Source organism: Streptomyces sp. NBC_01497, from assembly GCF_036250695.1.
Classification (GTDB): domain Bacteria; phylum Actinomycetota; class Actinomycetes; order Streptomycetales; family Streptomycetaceae; genus Streptomyces.
The window spans coordinates 920,559-936,944 of the sequence record NZ_CP109427.1; the positions used below are offsets into that span (position 1 = coordinate 920,559).

General features: G+C 71.6%; 17 protein-coding genes. 11 read left to right on the plus strand and 6 right to left on the minus strand.

Translation table 11 applies throughout. The features are described from left to right. Positions 1 to 4: 4 nt before the first annotated feature. The 3 genes from OG310_RS04010 to OG310_RS04020 are packed head-to-tail and all read right to left on the minus strand — an operon-like array spanning position 5 to position 4,087. Positions 5 to 2,173 carry an ABC transporter ATP-binding protein gene (locus OG310_RS04010; RefSeq protein WP_329454487.1) on the minus strand — a complete coding sequence of 723 codons (2,169 nt, stop codon included), beginning with the start codon at positions 2,171 to 2,173 and terminating at the stop codon, positions 5 to 7. Further along, entirely contained in the window at positions 2,170 to 3,090 is a 921-nt protein-coding gene (locus OG310_RS04015) for an ABC transporter permease (RefSeq protein ID WP_329454488.1), read from the minus strand. Before OG310_RS04015 ends, OG310_RS04010 begins: the two co-directional genes overlap by 4 nt. A gap of 16 nt (positions 3,091 to 3,106) precedes the next feature. Then, positions 3,107 to 4,087 carry an ABC transporter permease gene (locus tag OG310_RS04020; protein ID WP_329454489.1) on the minus strand — a complete coding sequence of 327 codons (981 nt, stop codon included), beginning with the start codon at positions 4,085 to 4,087 and terminating at the stop codon, positions 3,107 to 3,109. Between the two features lie 181 nt (positions 4,088 to 4,268). Here OG310_RS04020 and OG310_RS04025 point away from each other — a divergent pair, with 181 nt between their 5' ends. After that, on the plus strand, positions 4,269 to 5,963 hold the full coding sequence (locus tag OG310_RS04025) for an ABC transporter family substrate-binding protein (protein ID WP_329454490.1): 1,695 nt from the start codon (positions 4,269 to 4,271) through the stop codon (positions 5,961 to 5,963). Between the two features lie 156 nt (positions 5,964 to 6,119). Here the strand turns inward: OG310_RS04025 and OG310_RS04030 are convergent, their stop codons facing one another. Beyond that, positions 6,120 to 7,043 carry a LysR family transcriptional regulator gene (locus OG310_RS04030; RefSeq protein ID WP_329454491.1) on the minus strand — a complete coding sequence of 308 codons (924 nt, stop codon included), beginning with the start codon at positions 7,041 to 7,043 and terminating at the stop codon, positions 6,120 to 6,122. A gap of 148 nt (positions 7,044 to 7,191) precedes the next feature. Between OG310_RS04030 and OG310_RS38480 the strand changes: the two genes are divergently transcribed. The 4 genes from OG310_RS38480 to OG310_RS04045 all read left to right on the plus strand — a co-directional run bounded on the left by OG310_RS38480 (position 7,192) and on the right by OG310_RS04045 (position 10,671). After that, positions 7,192 to 7,275, plus strand: a complete 84-nt coding sequence (locus OG310_RS38480) for a putative leader peptide (protein ID WP_443078819.1) — start codon at positions 7,192 to 7,194, stop codon at positions 7,273 to 7,275. A gap of 327 nt (positions 7,276 to 7,602) precedes the next feature. After that, on the plus strand, positions 7,603 to 8,166 hold the full coding sequence (gene ssuE, locus OG310_RS04035; RefSeq protein WP_329454492.1) for an NADPH-dependent FMN reductase: 564 nt from the start codon (positions 7,603 to 7,605) through the stop codon (positions 8,164 to 8,166). Between the two features lie 55 nt (positions 8,167 to 8,221). After that, entirely contained in the window at positions 8,222 to 9,439 is a 1,218-nt protein-coding gene (locus tag OG310_RS04040; RefSeq protein WP_329454493.1) for an SfnB family sulfur acquisition oxidoreductase, read from the plus strand. A 74-nt stretch (positions 9,440 to 9,513) separates the two neighbouring features. Further along, positions 9,514 to 10,671, plus strand: coding sequence for an LLM class flavin-dependent oxidoreductase (locus OG310_RS04045; RefSeq protein WP_329454494.1), 1,158 nt, complete (start codon positions 9,514 to 9,516; stop codon positions 10,669 to 10,671). Positions 10,672 to 10,896: 225 nt separating this feature from the next. Here the strand turns inward: OG310_RS04045 and OG310_RS04050 are convergent, their stop codons facing one another. Beyond that, a complete protein-coding gene (locus OG310_RS04050) occupies positions 10,897 to 12,147 on the minus strand; it encodes an MFS transporter (RefSeq protein ID WP_329454495.1) in 1,251 nt (416 codons plus the stop codon). A gap of 94 nt (positions 12,148 to 12,241) precedes the next feature. Here OG310_RS04050 and OG310_RS04055 point away from each other — a divergent pair, with 94 nt between their 5' ends. Then, positions 12,242 to 12,688 (plus strand): winged helix-turn-helix transcriptional regulator, encoded by a 447-nt coding sequence (locus OG310_RS04055; RefSeq protein ID WP_329454496.1) that lies wholly within the window; start codon positions 12,242 to 12,244, stop codon positions 12,686 to 12,688. 120 nt (positions 12,689 to 12,808) lie between these two features. On the opposite strand, the gene OG310_RS04060 is transcribed toward OG310_RS04055, so the two are convergent. Beyond that, the gene (locus tag OG310_RS04060; protein ID WP_329454497.1) at positions 12,809 to 13,387 is read right to left on the minus strand and encodes a TetR/AcrR family transcriptional regulator; all 579 of its coding nucleotides are present in this window, start codon (positions 13,385 to 13,387) and stop codon (positions 12,809 to 12,811) included. Positions 13,388 to 13,464: 77 nt separating this feature from the next. On the opposite strand from OG310_RS04060, the gene OG310_RS04065 reads away from it, so the two are divergent. From OG310_RS04065 to OG310_RS04085, 5 genes are all read left to right on the plus strand, one after another. Beyond that, positions 13,465 to 13,836 carry a hypothetical protein gene (locus tag OG310_RS04065; protein ID WP_329454498.1) on the plus strand — a complete coding sequence of 124 codons (372 nt, stop codon included), beginning with the start codon at positions 13,465 to 13,467 and terminating at the stop codon, positions 13,834 to 13,836. A gap of 83 nt (positions 13,837 to 13,919) precedes the next feature. Continuing rightward, the gene (locus OG310_RS04070; protein WP_329454499.1) at positions 13,920 to 14,903 is read left to right on the plus strand and encodes an amidohydrolase family protein; all 984 of its coding nucleotides are present in this window, start codon (positions 13,920 to 13,922) and stop codon (positions 14,901 to 14,903) included. A gap of 288 nt (positions 14,904 to 15,191) precedes the next feature. Beyond that, a complete protein-coding gene (locus OG310_RS04075) occupies positions 15,192 to 15,563 on the plus strand; it encodes a hypothetical protein (protein ID WP_329454500.1) in 372 nt (123 codons plus the stop codon). Between the two features lie 110 nt (positions 15,564 to 15,673). Next, the gene (locus OG310_RS04080) at positions 15,674 to 15,820 is read left to right on the plus strand and encodes a hypothetical protein (protein WP_329454501.1); all 147 of its coding nucleotides are present in this window, start codon (positions 15,674 to 15,676) and stop codon (positions 15,818 to 15,820) included. A 71-nt stretch (positions 15,821 to 15,891) separates the two neighbouring features. Then, positions 15,892 to 16,101 (plus strand): hypothetical protein, encoded by a 210-nt coding sequence (locus OG310_RS04085; RefSeq protein WP_329454502.1) that lies wholly within the window; start codon positions 15,892 to 15,894, stop codon positions 16,099 to 16,101. The last annotated feature ends 285 nt before the right edge of the window (positions 16,102 to 16,386 follow it).

Consider the following 16,386-nt stretch of genomic DNA (forward strand, 5'->3'; position numbering starts at 1 on the left):
CCCGTCACACCACTTCGCGGACGCGCGGGTAGTGGCAGGCCGCGACATGGTCGGCGCCGTGGGAGAGCAGCGGCGGGACGACGCTCTCACAGCGGTGCGCTTCCTCCCGCCCCAGGCCGGCGAAGACGGGGCACCGCCCCCGGAAGCGGCATCCGTCCTCGCGGCGTGTGGGACTGGGCGGGTCACCCGCGAGGAGGATGCGCTCCCTGGCCCGTTCACGGGGCGGGTCGGGCAGCGGGACCGCCGACAGCAGTGCCTGGGTGTACGGGTGGCGCGGCGCCGTGAAGACCTCGGCCACGGAGCCCGCCTCGACGGTCCTGCCGAGATACATCACACTCACCCGGTCGGCGATGTGCCGGACCACGGACAGGTCGTGGGAGACGAAGAGGTACGCGAGGCCCAGCTGGTGCTTGAGTGCCTGGAGCAGGTTGAGGATGCCGGCCTGGATCGAGACGTCGAGCGCCGACACCGGTTCGTCGAGGACGAGAAGCCGCGGTTCGACGGACAACGCCCTTGCGATGCAGATGCGTTGGCGCTGGCCGCCGGAGAACTCATGGGGGAACCGGTCGGCATGCGCCGCATCGAGGCCGACGAGACGCAGCAGGCCGGGGATGCGGCGCGCGATGGCGGCGCGGTCGGCTCCCTGGGCGCGCAGCGGCTCGGCGACGATCTCGCCGACGGGCATCCGGGGGTCGAGGCCGGCGAGCGGATCCTGGAAGACGATCTGGACCTGTCCGCGCAGCCGCTGGGCCTCCCGTCGTGCGAGGCGGGACGTGGACACGCCCAGGATCTCCACCTCGCCGCGCTCCGGCGCCTGGAGTCCCAGGATCTCGTACAGGGTGGTCGACTTACCGGATCCCGACTCGCCGACGAGTCCGAGCGTCTCGCCCCGGCGGATGTCGAGTTCGACCCCGTCGACCGCGTGCACCGTGCCGGTGCGCCGCTTGAATACGGTTCCCTTGTACAGCGGGAACGAGCGGACGAGGCCCCGCACCCGCAGAGCGGGTCCCGCCTGCGCCTCCTCGCGGGTGGACGCCGGCGCCGAAGCGGGCTCGGGCACCGGGAAGACGTCCGTGGGCCCGAGCCGCCGTGCGGCGATCTCGTCGGACCGTACGCAGGCCGCCAGGTGCGACGGGACCACCGCAGCGGACAGGGCGGGCTCGGCTTCCCGGCACACGTCCTCGGCCAGCGGGCAGCGCGGGGCGAACGGGCAGCCGGGGGGCAGCGCGTCCATGGCCGGCGGGGTCCCCGGAATCGGTACGAGGACGGGCGGGGCACCCGGAATCGGTACGGGGACGGGCCCGGGGCTCCCGGGCTCCGCTGACCGGATCGCCTCCGACCCGTCGCCGGGGCCTCCCTCTGGGCCCGGGCCCCCGCCGGGTCCGGCGGCCGGAGTGGCCCCGTCGAGCCGGGGGACGGCGCCGATCAGCCCCAGGGTGTACGGCATGACGGGCCGGGCGAAGAGGTCGTCGACGGGGGCGGTCTCCACGATGCGGCCCGCGTACATGACCGCGACCCGGTCCGCCGTGCCCGCGATGACGCCGAGGTCGTGGCTGACGAGGACCATCGCCGCGCCGGTCTCTCGCTGCGCGGTGCGCAGCACGTCGAGGATCTGCGCCTGGATGGTGACGTCGAGGGCCGTCGTGGGCTCGTCGGCGAGGATGACGTCGGGGTCGTTGGCGACGGCCATCGCGATCATGGCCCGCTGGCGCATGCCCCCGGAGAACTCGTGCGGGAACGCCTCCGCCCGTACGCGCGGTTCCGGTATGCCGACCAGGTCGAGGAGCTCCACGGCACGCCGGCGGGCCGCGTCCTTGGACACGTCCTGGTGGGCCCTGATCGCTTCGGTGATCTGGTCGCCTATCCGGTAGACCGGGGTGAAGGCGGACAGCGGGTCCTGGAAGACCATCGCGATCCGGTTCCCCCGCAGGGAGTCGAGCGTCCGCTCGGGGGCCCCGAGCAGTTCGGTGCCGTCCAGCAGGACCGAACCCCCCACCCGTGCCGAGCGGGGCAGCAGGCCGAGCACGGCGAGGGCGGTGGCGGACTTGCCCGACCCCGACTCCCCCACGATGCCGAGGACTTCGCCGCGCGAGAGGTCGAAGCCGACGCCGCGCACGGCGGGCACGTCGCCGAAGTCGACGGCGAGGTCGCGTACCTGGAGCACCGGGGTCATGAACGGCCCTTTCGCGAGGTCGGGTCGAACGCGTCCCGCAGCCCGTCCCCGATGAGGTTGACGGCGAGCACGAAGACCACGAGCAGCCCGGAGGCGAAGAAGAACATCCAGGGATAGGTGACCGCGGCGCTCGTGCCGGATGCGATGAGCGTGCCGAGCGACACGTCGGGAGGCTGCACACCGAACCCGAAGTACGACAGGGCGGTCTCGGTCATCACGGCGCCTCCCACCGAGATGGTCGCGTCGATGATCAGGAAGGAGGCGACATTCGGGAGGATGTGCCGCAGGATGATCCGCAGCGGACGCACCCCCATGTAGCGGGCCGCGCGCACGAATTCGCGCTCACGCAGCGACCGGGTCATCGAGCGGACGACCCGGGCCGTCACCATCCAGGCGAACAGGGCGAGCAGGCCGACGAAGGCGAGCCAGCCGGCCGCCCTGAGCCGCGGTGCCACGATCGCGATGACCAGGAAGCTCGGGAAGACCAGCAGCAGGTCCACGAGGAACATCAGAGCGCGATCGGCCAGGCCGCCGAAGTAGCCCGCGCAGGCTCCGACGCCCGCCGCCACCGAGGTGGACAGGCACCCGACGACGAGGCCGATGAGCAGTGACTTCTGCAGGCCCCGCACCGTCTGGGCGAACACGTCCTGGCCGATCCTGTTGGTGCCGAACCAGTGCGCGGACGAGGGTGGTTGACGCAGGGCGGTGTAGTCGATGGCGGAGTAGTCCCACTGCGTGAGGTGCGGCCCGGCGAAGGCGAGGGCGAACAGCAGCGCCACCACCACGACCCCGGCGACGGCGCTGCGGCGGCCGAGGAAGCGGCGCAGCACCAGTCGGCCCCTGCCGGGCAGCGCGGCGGTGGCCACCGGCGCGTCGAGCACGTCGTCGGCGGCCGCCGCGGTGATCTCTGCTGTCATGGCCTCGGTCTCCTTCTCAGGCGCGGACGCGGGGATCGAGCGCCGCGTGCAGGACGTCGGCCAGGAAGCCCGAGAGCAGCACGACGACCGCGGCGAAGGTGGACACCGCGACCACGGAGTTCACGTCGTTCTTGTCGATGGACTCGACGAGCCACTCGCCCATCCCGTGCCAGCCGAAGATGATCTCGGTGAACGTGGCCCCGGTGAACAGGGCGAGGAATCCGTACGAGAAGTACGTCGACATCGGGATCAGCGCGGTGCGCAGCCCGTGTCTGAGCAGGGCGGCGCGGCGGCTGAGGCCCTTGGCGCGCGCGGTGCGCAGGTAGTCGGCGCCCAGGACGTCGAGCATGGTGTTGCGCTGGTAACGGCTGTACGAGGCGGCAGTGACGAGCCCGATGGAGAGCGTGGGAAGCAGCAGGTGCACACCGCGGTCGCGGACGATCGCGAGGAACCCGCCCTGCAGGTCGGGGTCCTTCTCGCCGGTGAACTGGATCAGGTCGGTGCCGAGGGCGGCGTTCAGCTTGATCGCCCCGATCTTGAGCAGGACGGCCAGCAGGAACGTGGGCAGCGACAGCAGCACGAACGAGACGAGGGTGACGGCGCGGTCCGACGGCCGGTACTGGCGCACCGCCGTCCACGCCCCCGCCAGGATGCCGATGACCGTACCGAGGACCGTGCCCACGATCAACAGGCGCAGACTGACGCCGAGTCGGCGTCCGAGTTCGGCCGAGACGGACGTGTCGTCGATGGTGCGGCCGAGGTCGCCGTGGAGTGCGCCCGCGAACCAGTGCCACAACCGCACGACGAGGGCGCTGTGGTCGTTCATGCCCAGCGCGGTGAGCTGCGCGTTGACGGCGCCGGGCGGCGGCACGGGGCGGCGGTCCGCGAAGTAGGCGCGCGGGTCCAGGGCGAGGGAGGCGAGGACGTAGGAGAGGGCGACGGCGACGACCAGCAGTACCGCGTAGTAGCCGAGCCTCCGGGCCAGGTAGGCCGTCACATGCGTTCCTCTCCCCCGGTGTCGGCTGTCCCGTCGATCTTCATGTCGCACTGTTGCGGCAATGTGAAGAGAGCATGTCAGATCTTTGCAACCGCTTACACGCCGCCCCCGCGGCTCTACCATTCCCGTCGCGGGCGGACCCCCATCCGCCGGCTCGCCCCGACACCCGGAGGAAACGCCCATGTTCAAGCCCCACAGAGCCGTCGCGTACACGGCCGCCACCCTCTCGGCGGCCCTGGTGATGGCGGCGTGCGGAGGGCCGTCGGGCGACGGGCACGACAAGGCCGTCAGCCATGCCGCCCCCGCGGTGGGCGCCCAGGGCGTCAACGCGCAGCCCGCGTCGAAGGTGCGGCAGGGCGGCACGCTCAAGCTGTCGACCCAGACGTGGATCACGCAGTACAACGAGTACCAGGTGGACGGCACCGACGGTGACGCCTCCGCGATCCTGGAGCAGGTCGAGCCGGTGCTGATGCCGAAGGACGCCAAGGGCGTCCCGCACCCGGACCCCGACTACCTGCGCTCCGCGCGCGTCACCTCCACGGCTCCGCAGGTGGTGACGTACGAACTGAACCCGAAGGCGGCCTGGTCCGACGGTAAGAAGATGAGCTACCGCGACTTCGCGGCCGTGTGGCACGCGCTCGACGGGCACGACGACCGCTACCTCGTCGCGGACAGCAGCGGCTACGACCAGATCGCGGACGTGGCGCGCGGCAAGGACGACCAGGAGGTGAAGGTCACCTTCAGCACCCCGTACGCCGACTGGCAGCGCCTGTTCCGCGTGCTGCTGCCGGCCGCGGCGATCGACACGCCCGAGAAGTTCAACAAGGGCTGGATCCAGCGGATCCCGGTCACCGGCGCCGCGTGGAAGATCAAGTCGATCGACAAGACCGCGCAGACCGTCTCGACCATGCCCGACCCGAAGTGGTGGGGTGCGCGGCCCAAACTGGACTCGATCACCTGGCGCGCCCTCGACCTGCCGGCGGACACCGAGGCGTACCTGAACAAGGAGGTCGACGAGGCCCCCGCGATCCTCCCCGAGGACTACAAGCGCCTGGCGAAGGCACCGGACACGGACATCAGGCGCGGTGCCCGCTGGGACGAGGTGCACATATCCCTGAGCGAGCGCGGCGCGCTGGGGGATGTGAGGGTGCGTCAGGCCGTGGACCTGGCCACCGACCGCAAGGGCATCGTCGCGGCGTTCGCCCACGACCTCGACTTCCCCGTCGAGACGCTGAACAGCCACTTCTTCATGCCCAACCAGGCGGGTTACGAGGACACCGCGGGCAAGTGGGGAACCTTCGACCTGGCAGGCGCCAAGAAGCTGCTCGACCAGGCGGGTTGGCGGGACAACGGGGCGGGCAAGCCGCGCACGAAGGGCGGCAGGCAGCTGACCCTGCAGTACGTGATCAGCTCGGGCTCCGCCTCCGCCTCGGTGGACCAGGCGCAGATCGTGCAGCAGCAGCTCGGAATGGCCGGCATCAAGGTCGTGATCCAGCAGGTGCCGCAGGCCGACTTCTTCGTGAAGTTCATCGACCGCGGCGCCTTCGACCTGACGAGCTTCCGCAACGTCGACGAGATCTTCCACTCGCAGCTCTTCTCCACGTTCCAGCAGCCCAAGGGCGCCCAGGCCTACCTCAACTACGGGCGGATCGGCTCCCCGGAGATCGACAAGCTCATGACGCAGGCGTCGCGGACCACCGACACGTCGAAGTCGAACGCGCTGTACAACGAGGCCGACAAGCTGATCTGGGCCGAGGGCCACTCGATCGAGCTCTACCAGCGTCCGCAGATCCTCGCCGTGCGCAAGGGCCTGGCGAACTTCGGCGCGAGCGGTCTCGGCGACTCGGACTTCGTGACCATGGGCTGGCAGAAGTAGACGGGCCGGCAGAAGTAGGCAGACGCAGCCCCACCGCCCGTTCACAGGGGCCCGGTACCGCCCGGCCCCCTGTGGCGCGGGACAGCAACACCCGGTGGTGCCGGGAGAGGGCCCGGGTGGTGCACGGGCAGAGCCCGGTGGCGCCCGGCTCGTGTGTCAGTGTTTCCGGTGGTGGACGCCCTGCTCGTGTGCTGCGGCGGCCGTGACGAACAGGTCGCGCAGTGCGGCGGCCGCGGCCGGGAACGACCCCGCGAGCGGCCGCTCGACCACCATGAACACCTCGGTGGGTTCGGTGACGAGCGGGCGGTGGGTGATGATCCCCGCCCGCTCCAGCGGGTCGCCCCGGACACTGAAGTCCGGCAGGACCGTGACACCGAGCCCCTCCGCCACCATCAGCTTGCCCATCTCGGCGCCGTCGGTGGAGTACGAGAAGTCCGGGGCACGGCCCCCGAGCAGCCGGTTGACATAGCGGTGCATGACATAGCCCTGCCGCATCACGATCAGCGGCTGCGTGAGCAGTTCGTCCACCGTCAGCCGAGTCCCGCCGGCGAGCGGGCTGTCGGAGCGCAGGCACACCACCGGACGCCCCCTGAGCAGCTCGGTGCCCTCGATGCCGTACGGCCGGTCGTCGCCCTGCAGGTAGTTGATGAGCCCGAGGTCGAGCCCGCCCTCCAGCAGCATGCGCTGGATGACGGCCTGCTGCTCCGCCACGACCTCGATCCGCGTCGCGGGGTGCGCGGCGCGAAAAGCGCGGATCGTGGGCACCAGGAGCGGCACCGTGGCCGCGTTGACCGTGCCCAGCCGCACGGCACGACTGCTGAGATGCTGCTCGTCCGCCGCCCCGCGCAGCCGGTCCACGGCGTCCAGGACGCCCACGATGTGCGGCAGCAGCTCCCGTCCGGCATCGCTGATCCTCGCACCGGAACGCCTGCGATCCAGGAGATCCACACCCAGCTCACGCTCCAGGTTGCGCACGGTCTCACTGAGCGCCGGCTGCGAGAGATGCAGCGCCTGGGCCGCCTTGCGCAGCGAACCGAGCCGGGTCACCGCCTCGATGCACGCGAGCTGTTCGATCCGCACGACGACGCCCCCATCCCTCCCGGTGAAAGGAAAACCCTATCAACGGGTCGCGGATACCGAATGTACTGCCGGCCACCTGGACGGCTAGCCTCATACCGACAGGTCCGGCGCGGACCACGAGCACTGTGCCAGCGAGGAGGTGACGGCGATGCGGGACCGATGGGGACTGACCTTGCGCCGCCACATCGACCTCGCCCGGGTCGCCAGCGCCCTGTGTCGCCACAGCCGCTGAGCCGACACCCCGCCCGCTGACCCCCGCCCCACCCGTCCTGCCGGATACGCAGGCCCGGACGCGGGACGGGAGACCCGGGGTTCGGCCTCCCGCTGACGTCCGCCCGCCGGGCACGGCGTTCACCATGTCACCGTCGGGCGCGCACGCCGGGACACGTCGTCCCCCGGGCGCTTGCTCCCGGCGGGCCGGCTCCCGGCCCGTTCGTCGGCCGTCCCGAGCGGGCGGCAGTCACCGCGCGGTCCACCACCGGCGCGGCGCGGGCGTCAGGTCCTTCCCGGCACTGACGGCCGGCCCCAGGTCCTCCACGGAATTCCGAGGTGCATCCGCATGGCCACCATCCTCTCCCTCTCGGGCAGTCCCTCCCCGGCATCCCGTACCGCCCGACTGCTGCGGCACCTGGACGCAGGGCTCGTGGCCCGGGGCCACGACGTCGTCCCCCTCGACGTACGGACCCTGCCCGCCGCCGCGCTGCTCGGCGCCGACACGCGTCATCCCGCGATCGCCGAGGCCGTGCGCCTCGTCGCGCGGGCGGACGGCGTCGTCGTGGGCACCCCCGTGTACAAGGCGTCCTACTCGGGAGTGCTCAAGAGCTTCCTCGACCTCCTGCCGCAGGACGCGCTCGCCGGCAAGACCGTCCTGCCGCTGGCCACCGGCGGATCGCCCGCCCACGTCCTGGCGATCGACTACGCCCTCCGCCCGGTCCTCGCGTCGATGGGCGCGCGGCACATCGTGCGCGGCTGGTTCGTCCTCGACAAGGACATCACCGCCGGTGACAGCGGGGTGCGGGTCGCGCCGGACGCGGCCCGGGCGCTGGACACCGCCGTCGACCGGTTCGCGCGTGCCCTGTCCGCGCCCGCCGAGCATCGCCCCGCCCCGGCCGCCGCGGCCTGACCCCTTTCCCGAGGAGACCCAGCCGTGGGTCCCCGACCACACCCGGAGGACAACCGTGACCGCTCCCGACCGCCCGAGAGCCGGGCAGTCCGAGGCCCATGTCATCGCGGACGACGCGGAGGCGCTCGCTGTCGCCGCGGAACTGGCCGGCGCGTTCCGGCAGGGGGCCGCGCGGCGCGACGCCGAGCGCATCCTCCCGCACGAGGAGCTGGACCGTCTCGCGGCGAGCGGGCTGCTCGGGATCACGGTGCCCGCGTCGTACGGCGGCGCGGACGTGCGCCTGACCACACTGGCCGAGGTATTCCGGCTCCTGGCCGCAGCCGACGGCAGCCTGGCGCAGATCCCGCAGAACCACTTCGTGTACGTGAACGTGCTCCGGCGCCAGGGAAGCCCGGCCCAGCGGGAGTTCTTCTTCCGTGAAGTCCTCGCGGGCCGCAGGTTCGGCAACGCCCAGTCGGAGGCCGGGACCAAGCACGTCCTGGACATCCGCACCCGGCTGACACCGCGCGGCGACGGTACGTACCTCCTGCGCGGCGAGAAGCACTACTCGACGGGAGCTCTCTTCGCGGACTCGATCCCCGTCCTCGCCCGGGCCGAGGAGGATGCCCTGCATGTCGCCTACGTCCCGCGGCACGCGCCGGGCGTGAGCGTGGTCGACGACTGGGACGGCATGGGGCAGCGCACCACGGCGAGCGGGACCGTACGACTCGCGGATGTGGTGGTCCCCGCCGACCGGGTGGTGCCGCACCACCTGACCTTCCAGGGACCTCAACTGCATGGCGCAGTAGCCCAGTTGCTCCACGCGGCCATCGACGCGGGGATCGCGGCGGGGGCGCTCGACGAGGCCGCCGCGTTCGTGCGCACCAAGAGCAGGCCCTGGTTCGAGAGCGGGTACGAGAGCGCCGTCGAGGACCCGCTGCTCGTGCAGCGCTTCGGCGAACTCGCCCTGCGGGTGCGCGCGTCGGACGCGCTGGTCGCCGCGGCCGCCCGTGCCGTCGACGCGGCGGCGGCGGACCTCACCGACGACACGGCGGCCGAGGCGTCGATAGCGGTCGCCGCCGCCAAGGTCCAGGCCGCGAACGCGGCGGTCGAACTGGGCAGCGCGCTCTTCGAGGTGGCGGGCACCCGGGCCGCGCTCAACGGCCTCAATCTGCACCGGCACTGGCGCGACGCCCGTACGCACACCCTGCACGACCCGTCCCGCTGGAAGATCCAGCACATCGGCCGCTACGTCCTGACCGGAACCAGGCCGCCCCGCCACGGACTGATCTGAGCGGGCGGCCCCGCCCGCCCGTTCCCTGCCCCACCGCCGCCCGGCGGCACCCCGGAGAAGACTGGAGACCTGCTGTGAGCCTCACCTTCCACTGGTTCCTCCCCACCTACGGCGACAGCCGGCATGTCGTCGGCGGCGGGCACGGGCTGCCCGCGGGCGGCGCGGGCGGCCAGCGCCCCGCCGACCTCGGCTACCTCACCCAGATCGGCCGCGCCGCAGAGCAGTTGGGGTTCGTCGGCGCCCTCACCCCGACCGGGGCCTGGTGCGAGGACGCGTGGCTGACCACCGCGATGCTGGCGCGGGAGACCGAACGGCTCAAGTTCCTCGTCGCCTTCCGGCCCGGCTTCGTGGCCCCCACGCTCGCCGCCCAGATGGCCGCGACCTTCCAGCGCCACTCGGGCGGCCGGCTGCTGCTGAACGTGGTCACCGGTGGCGAGAGCCACGAACAGCGCGCCTACGGCGACTTCCTGGACAAGGAGGGCCGCTACGCCCGCACCGGCGAGTTCCTGGACATCGTGCGCTCCCTGTGGGCGGGCGGGACGGTCACACGGGAGGGGCAGCACCTGCGCGTGGAGGAGGCGCGGCTCGCCCGCGTACCCGATCCGGTACCGCCGGTGTACTTCGGCGGCTCGTCGCCCGCCGCCGGCGAGGTCGCGGGCCGGTACAGCGACGTGTACCTGACGTGGGGGGAGCCGCCGGCCCAGGTCGAGGAGAAGATCGCCTGGATCCGTTCGCTCGCCGAGAAGCAGGGCCGGCAGGTGCGGTTCGGCATCCGGCTGCACGTCATCACCCGGGACACCGCGGACCACGCGTGGGCCGAGGCGCGCAGGCTGCTCGACGGCTTCTCGGACGAGGCCGTCGCCACCGTCCAGGCGGGGCTCGCCCGCAGCGAGTCCGAGGGCCAGCGCAGGATGCTCGCGCTGCACGGCGGCAGCAGGGACGGGCTGGAGGTCTCGCCCAATCTGTGGGCCGGCATCGGCCTCGTGCGCGGCGGAGCCGGTACGGCCCTGGTGGGCAGTCACGCGGAGGTGGCGGAGCGCATCGAGGAGTACCACCGGCTCGGTGTCGACGAGTTCATCATGTCCGGCCACCCCCACGTCGAGGAGGCGTACTGGTTCGGCGAGGGCGTACTGCCGAGGCTGGCCGCGGCGGGTCTGTGGACCCACCCGGCCGAGCACGCCGTCGAACACCCGGCCAACGGGGTGCCGTTCGCGCCCGGCGTCGGGTCCTAGAACCTGTCCGACGACTCAGGTGACCCGCCTGTCAACCAGCCACGAGAGGTGACACGTCACCGCACGGCCGCGGGGGCGAACAACGCGGAGGCACCCCTTCTGCGATGTCTGCGATATGTGCGACAGCAGACCGTTGACGGCCCCCACAGGAGACCGTTGACGAGGGCGCGGGTCTCCCCCGGGGGCCCCGCCGCGTCGCACCGACCGGTCGGGGACAAGAACCGCTCAACCAGCCGCTGCGGTAGGTGCGTTCGGGGTACCGCGTCGCGTGAGTGCCCACAGGAGGAGCGCTAGCGAGCTGAACCCTGCGCCCAGCGCGCACACGGCCGTCCAGCCCGCCACCGCGTACAGAGCCGTCGCGGTGACGGCACCCGAGGCGCTGCCGATCGAGTAGAAGACCATGTAACCGCCGATCAGTCGGCTCCCCGCCTCCGGGTGCAGGGCGTAGATCAGGGTCTGGTTGGTGACGTGGACCGCTTGTACGGCGAGATCGAGGACGATCACGCCGGCCGCCAGCGCCCAGAGCGAGTGCCGGGTCAGCGCCAGGGGAAGCCAGGAGACGGTGAGCAGCGCCAGGCCGATGCCGGTGGTCCGCTGGGAGAAACCTCGGTCGTTCAAGCGGCCGGCTGCCGTGGCGGCGAGGGCACCCGCCGCTCCGGCCAGTCCGAATGCTCCGATTTCGGTGTGCGAGAGGGAGAGTGGAGGCGCGCTGAGCGGCAGCGCGACACTGCTCCACAGGGCGCTGAAGGCCGCGAAGATCAGCAGAGCGAACAGGGCCCGCAATCGAAGGAGACGCTCGCGGACGAACAGTGTGACGGTGGAGCGCAGCAGTCGCCCGTACCCCCCGGCCGCCGGTGCGGCGCTGACACCGGACGGCAACAGGCGGTGGAGTGTGAGGGCGAGGACGCAGGCGACAGCCGCAGAAGAGAGGTAGACGGAGCGCCATCCGGCGAGGTCGGCCAGCAGGCCGGACACGGTACGGGCCAGCAGGATCCCGGTGACCACACCGCTGGTCACCAGGCCGACGGCCCGTCCGCGCGCCGCGGACGGAGCGAGGGACGCGGCGAAGGCCACCAACGTCTGGGTGACCACCGCGAGCGACCCCACCGCGGCGAGGCCCACGAGCAGGAGCGCCACGTTGTCGGCGGTGCCGACTGCCGCCAGCGCCGCCGCCAGCAGGAGGAGTTGCCCCACGACGAGGCGCCTGCGGTCGAGCAGGTCTCCCAGTGGCACGAGGAAGAACAAGCCCAGCCCGTAACCGAGTTGCGTCAGCGACACGACCGCGCCGACCGTCGCTGTGCCGATCGAGAAGTCGCGGCCCAGTGTCACCAGGAGGGGCTGCGCGAAGTAGACATTGGCCACGGCCGTTCCACAGGCGACGGCGAAGAGCAGGGCGACTCCCCTGGTCAGTGGGAATCTGGGCGTCGCGCTCAGGCTCTCGGCCCCTGTGGTGACGGCCCCCGGGTGTCGTGCCATGCGAAGCCCTTCCACAACTGGTTTCATCTTGCAACCAGCAGAAGGTAGCTCGATTTGGTAGCATGTTGCAACCGTTATGACAGGAGAGGTCGCCATGGTGGAGCGAACGCGTTTCGACGACAGCGACTGTCCCGTCGCGCGGTCGGTCGACACGATCGGCGACTGGTGGTCAATGCTGATCGTGCGGGACGCCTTCGACGGCAGCCGCCGCTTCGGGGAGTTCCAACGCGGCCTCGGCGTGGCGAAGAACATCCTCGCCGCGCGCCTGCGCTCCCTGGTCGCCTCAGGAGTCCTCGAAACCCTCCCCGCCTCGGACGGCAGCGCCTACCGGGAGTACGTACTGACACCGAAGGGCAGGGGGCTCTTTCCTGTCATCGTCGCGCTGCGCCAGTGGGGCGAACAGAACCTCTTCGACCCCGGTGAGTCCCACTCGGAGATGGTCGACCTCCGGCAGGGACGCCCTTTGCGCACCATGGAGGTCCGCTCCGCGGACGGGCGGCGCGTCGACGCCGACGACACCGTGGTCAACAAGGTCGGGTGACAGGAGCTCCGCGGATCCACGAGGCGAGCTCAGCCCGGCGCGCGCCAGGACGCGACGGAGCCGTTCCCGCCGCGCCGTAGGCACGGGGCAACACGGCGGCCGGCCCCGGCGGGAGCGGCGTCAGAGAGCTCCGTCGGAGGCCCCGGGCCGGCGCCCGGAAGCAGGGTCGACCCCGGTGGTGACCCATGGCCGGGCGACACGGGCGATGTCGGCGTCGGAGGCATCGGCGAAGGCGTCGAGTTTCAGGAAGTGACGGGCGACGGTGAGCCCGAGGATGCTGCTGACGATCAGTGCGGCACGCAGTTCGGCGTCCTCGCCGCCCATGGCACCGCTCAGGTTGGCGACCCGCTCGTTCAGGAACGCGCTCATGGAGGCCTCCGCCTCGGGCGCGGTGAGCATGGACCGCACGAGAGCCCTGGTCTCCGGAGGCAGGGCCGCGAGCCGTACGTCCAGGACGTCGTGGAGATGGGCCTCCACCTCCCGCGGGGTGGACTCTCCCATGTCGATGGCGACGGCGAAGAGGGCGGCCTTCGATCCGTAGTGCTGCATGACCAGCGACGGATCCACCTGGGCGCGCTGGGCGATGCGGCGGATGGTCGTCGCCTCCAGGCCGCGCTCCCCGAACTCCGCACGCGCCGCCTCCAGGATGCGCTGCGCCGTCGCCGCCCTCTTCTCGGCCCTGCTCCTCGGCTCACTCACGCAATTCACTCTACCGTTGTTGAGCGAACGGTGGCCGAACCTGTAGCTTTCACTCAACAGACGATGAGCGAACCCCGATGAGGCCGCCGAACGGTCCGCCGTCCGGCACCAAGGAGCGGTCATGGCAGCAACCGGCCGAAGTCCGCCCCGCTCGTCGGCGCGTCCCGTGCGCCGGGCTCGCCCTGGCCGCCGCATACCTGGAACGGGGCCGGGTGACCGCGACGGTGCACGGAACCGGGCGGACCGACCTGCATGACCTGGCGGACTCCTCAGCCGGCCGGCTCGCCGTGGAGACAGTCGACATCACGATTTCCGACCAGGTCACGGCGGTGCACGCGCGCCTGACGGCCGACCAGAGCGTTCCCGGCGTGCTCGACACGGTCGCGGCCCGGTCCGGCACGGGCGGACTGCGGTTCCTCGACCACCGGGGGCAGACCGTGCGCTGGTGACGCGCGCGGCCCGGCCACCGGCACCGGCACCGGCACCGGCACCGGCACCGAAGACATCCGATACGGCATCGAGGAACCGCAACGTGAAGATCATCGCGATCGAAGAGCACTGGAACAGCGTCACCATCCGCGACGCGCTCGACCGCCTGCCCGACGGGGCGCGGGACGAAAGCGTCGCCTTCAACACGATGGGCGACAACCAGGCCCGGCTGGAGGACATCGGCCGGGGCCGCATCGAGGCGATGGACGCCGCAGGGATCGACATCTCGATCCTGTCGGTCGTCACACCCGCCACCCAGGCCCTCCCCGCCCCGGAAGCCGTCGCGCTGGCCCGGGAAGCGAACGACGAGGCCGCTGAGGCCGTCCGGGCGCATCCGGACCGCTTCCGCGCGTTCGCCACCCTGCCGACCGGCGATCCGCAGGCCGCGGCCGCGGAACTCGAACGGTGCGCCACCGAGCTGGGCCATGTCGGCGCGATGATCCACGGCCGAACGGGCGCCCGCACACTGGACGATCCCGCCTACGACGACCTGTTCGCCACCGCGGCCCGCCTCCACCAGCCCGTCTTCATCCACCCGCAGATCCCGTCGGACGAGGTGCGCGACGCCTCGTACCGGGGACTGGACCCCCTGACCGACCTCGGCCTCGCGAGCTTCGGCTGGGGCTGGCACATGGACGCGGGCCTCTGCGCCCTGCGGCTGATCCTGCGCGGCACCTTCGACCGCCACCCCGGGCTCCAGATCGTCCTCGGCCACTGGGGCGAGATGCTGTTGTTCTGGATGGACCGCGTCGACAGCCTCTCCTCGGTCGCCCACCACCTCGAACGCCGGGTCTCGGACTACATCAGAACCAACATCCACGTCACCGGCAGCGGCATGCTCCAGGAGCGGCTGCTGCGCCACACCCTGGACTTCACCACCGCCGACCGGGTGCTGTTCTCCACCGACTACCCCTTCCACCGACCCGACGCGAGGGCGGTCGAGCAGTTCTTCGCCGCCGTCCCCGACCCCTCGGACCGTTCCGGAATCGCTTCGGGCAACGCGGAAGCCCTGTTCGGGCTGGCCTGAGCGAGCATCACCGGTCCTGGAACGCCCTCGGACGTCCTCACGGTCACAACCGGTCCCGCCGCCGGCCCGACGGTACGTCCGGACGGCTCAACGCGGCGCGGGATCACCGGCTCCGCGCCGGGAGGCGCGCGCCGCGGCCCGGCGACCCCCGCGAGGGTGAGTCCCCCGCGAACAGGAGAGGAGCACGACGCCGCCGGCGCTCCCGCAGAGGTCGGCGGCAGTGAGAACGAGGACCGCCCGGTGGAGGAAGCCCGCTTTCCCCACCGGGCCGGCGGGCAGGATGGCCTCATGAGACATCTGTCCCCGCGCTCGGCCCACCGTGTCCACTCCGGCTCCGTGCTGTCGCTCTGGTCCAAGGACTCCGTGTTGTCGATCGGCTCAGTGGGATCGGTGCTGTCCGTGGGGTCCGTCGGTTCGGCCCTGTCGATCGGCTCGATCGGAAGCTCCCTGTCCGTCGGTTCGATCGGCTCGGCCCTCTCGCTCGTCTCTGCCGGATCGTGGCTGAGCACAGGGTCGGTGTTCTCGGCGCAGTCGCGGTGGTCCGTACTCTCCTGGCGTTCCTCCCGCGGGTTCCTGGCGGCCGGCACCGTGGGGGCGGCAGCCGGGGGCGCCCTGCTGCTGGCGCGCGTGCTGCACGAGGCCCGCCCCGCCGGCAGCTGATTCCGCTGGACATCGACATCCCCGACATCGACGCCCACCCGGCCAAAGGTGAAGCTGGTGAACCCGGCCACCAGCATTTCGACCTCCGGATCCTCTTCAGCCTGCACACCGTGAGCGACGCGACAGTGGTGCTGCGGGAAGAAGAGGTCGGCGGCACCGAGTGGCGGCCCGTCGACAGGGTGCCCCCCTCCCTAGGCGAGAAGCTGCTCGAACTCACCCCGGCAGCGGAACCGGAGACGGCCAACGCCCCACCCTGATCTCCAACGACCGTGGCACGTACCTGCTCCACCCGCGCGACCACGTCCCCGGCCAGATCTGGGAGCCGGGCATGTGGTCCCCGCTGGGCGCGGCGGCCGAGAGCCCCAGGACACCACCTTGGACCACACCGAACGGCGCGAACTGGCAGAGGAAGCCGGCCTCGATATCGCCGACCGGCCAGTTCGGCACGGAGCACGCCTGCCACGACATCAGCGCGAGGGTGCCCATCGCCATCCACGCCGGCCCCTGGAACGGCGATCCCCCCGCGAACTCCGCCTGACAGAGCGGGTGATGCCGGCCTGGTTCAACCCGGACGACCTTCACCGCCTCCGTATCGCCGGCACCACCCGCGACCTCGTACGGCGCAACGCCGCCAGTCTCCGGGCCACCGGCGCGTCCCAGGACGGGCTCACACCGCAGGAGCAGCACCGAGCTTCGCCGCACAGCACGGTCCTCAGTGTCAACAGCTCCTCTTCCAACAGATCGGCGCCCCGGCCGCGGCCATCCACTGACAGCGCAGAAGTGCTCTCTTCGGAGGAAGGAGTGCCCGCGCTCGCGAAGGTCG

Excerpts from the sequence above, each read along its gene's own strand:
- OG310_RS04075 (WP_329454500.1), top strand. The coding sequence starts at position 15,192 with ATGAGACATCTGTCCCCGCGCTCGGCCCACCGTGTCCACTCCGGCTCC.
- OG310_RS04025 (WP_329454490.1), top strand. The coding sequence starts at position 4,269 with ATGTTCAAGCCCCACAGAGCCGTCGCGTACACGGCCGCCACCCTCTCG.
- OG310_RS04050 (WP_329454495.1), bottom strand. The coding sequence starts at position 12,147 with ATGGCACGACACCCGGGGGCCGTCACCACAGGGGCCGAGAGCCTGAGC.
- OG310_RS04015 (WP_329454488.1), bottom strand. The coding sequence starts at position 3,090 with ATGACAGCAGAGATCACCGCGGCGGCCGCCGACGACGTGCTCGACGCG.
- OG310_RS04085 (WP_329454502.1), top strand. The coding sequence starts at position 15,892 with ATGTGGTCCCCGCTGGGCGCGGCGGCCGAGAGCCCCAGGACACCACCT.
- OG310_RS38480 (WP_443078819.1), top strand. The coding sequence starts at position 7,192 with ATGCGGGACCGATGGGGACTGACCTTGCGCCGCCACATCGACCTCGCC.
- ssuE (WP_329454492.1), top strand. The coding sequence starts at position 7,603 with ATGGCCACCATCCTCTCCCTCTCGGGCAGTCCCTCCCCGGCATCCCGT.
- OG310_RS04010 (WP_329454487.1), bottom strand. The coding sequence starts at position 2,173 with ATGACCCCGGTGCTCCAGGTACGCGACCTCGCCGTCGACTTCGGCGAC.
- OG310_RS04055 (WP_329454496.1), top strand. The coding sequence starts at position 12,242 with ATGGTGGAGCGAACGCGTTTCGACGACAGCGACTGTCCCGTCGCGCGG.
- OG310_RS04065 (WP_329454498.1), top strand. The coding sequence starts at position 13,465 with ATGAGGCCGCCGAACGGTCCGCCGTCCGGCACCAAGGAGCGGTCATGG.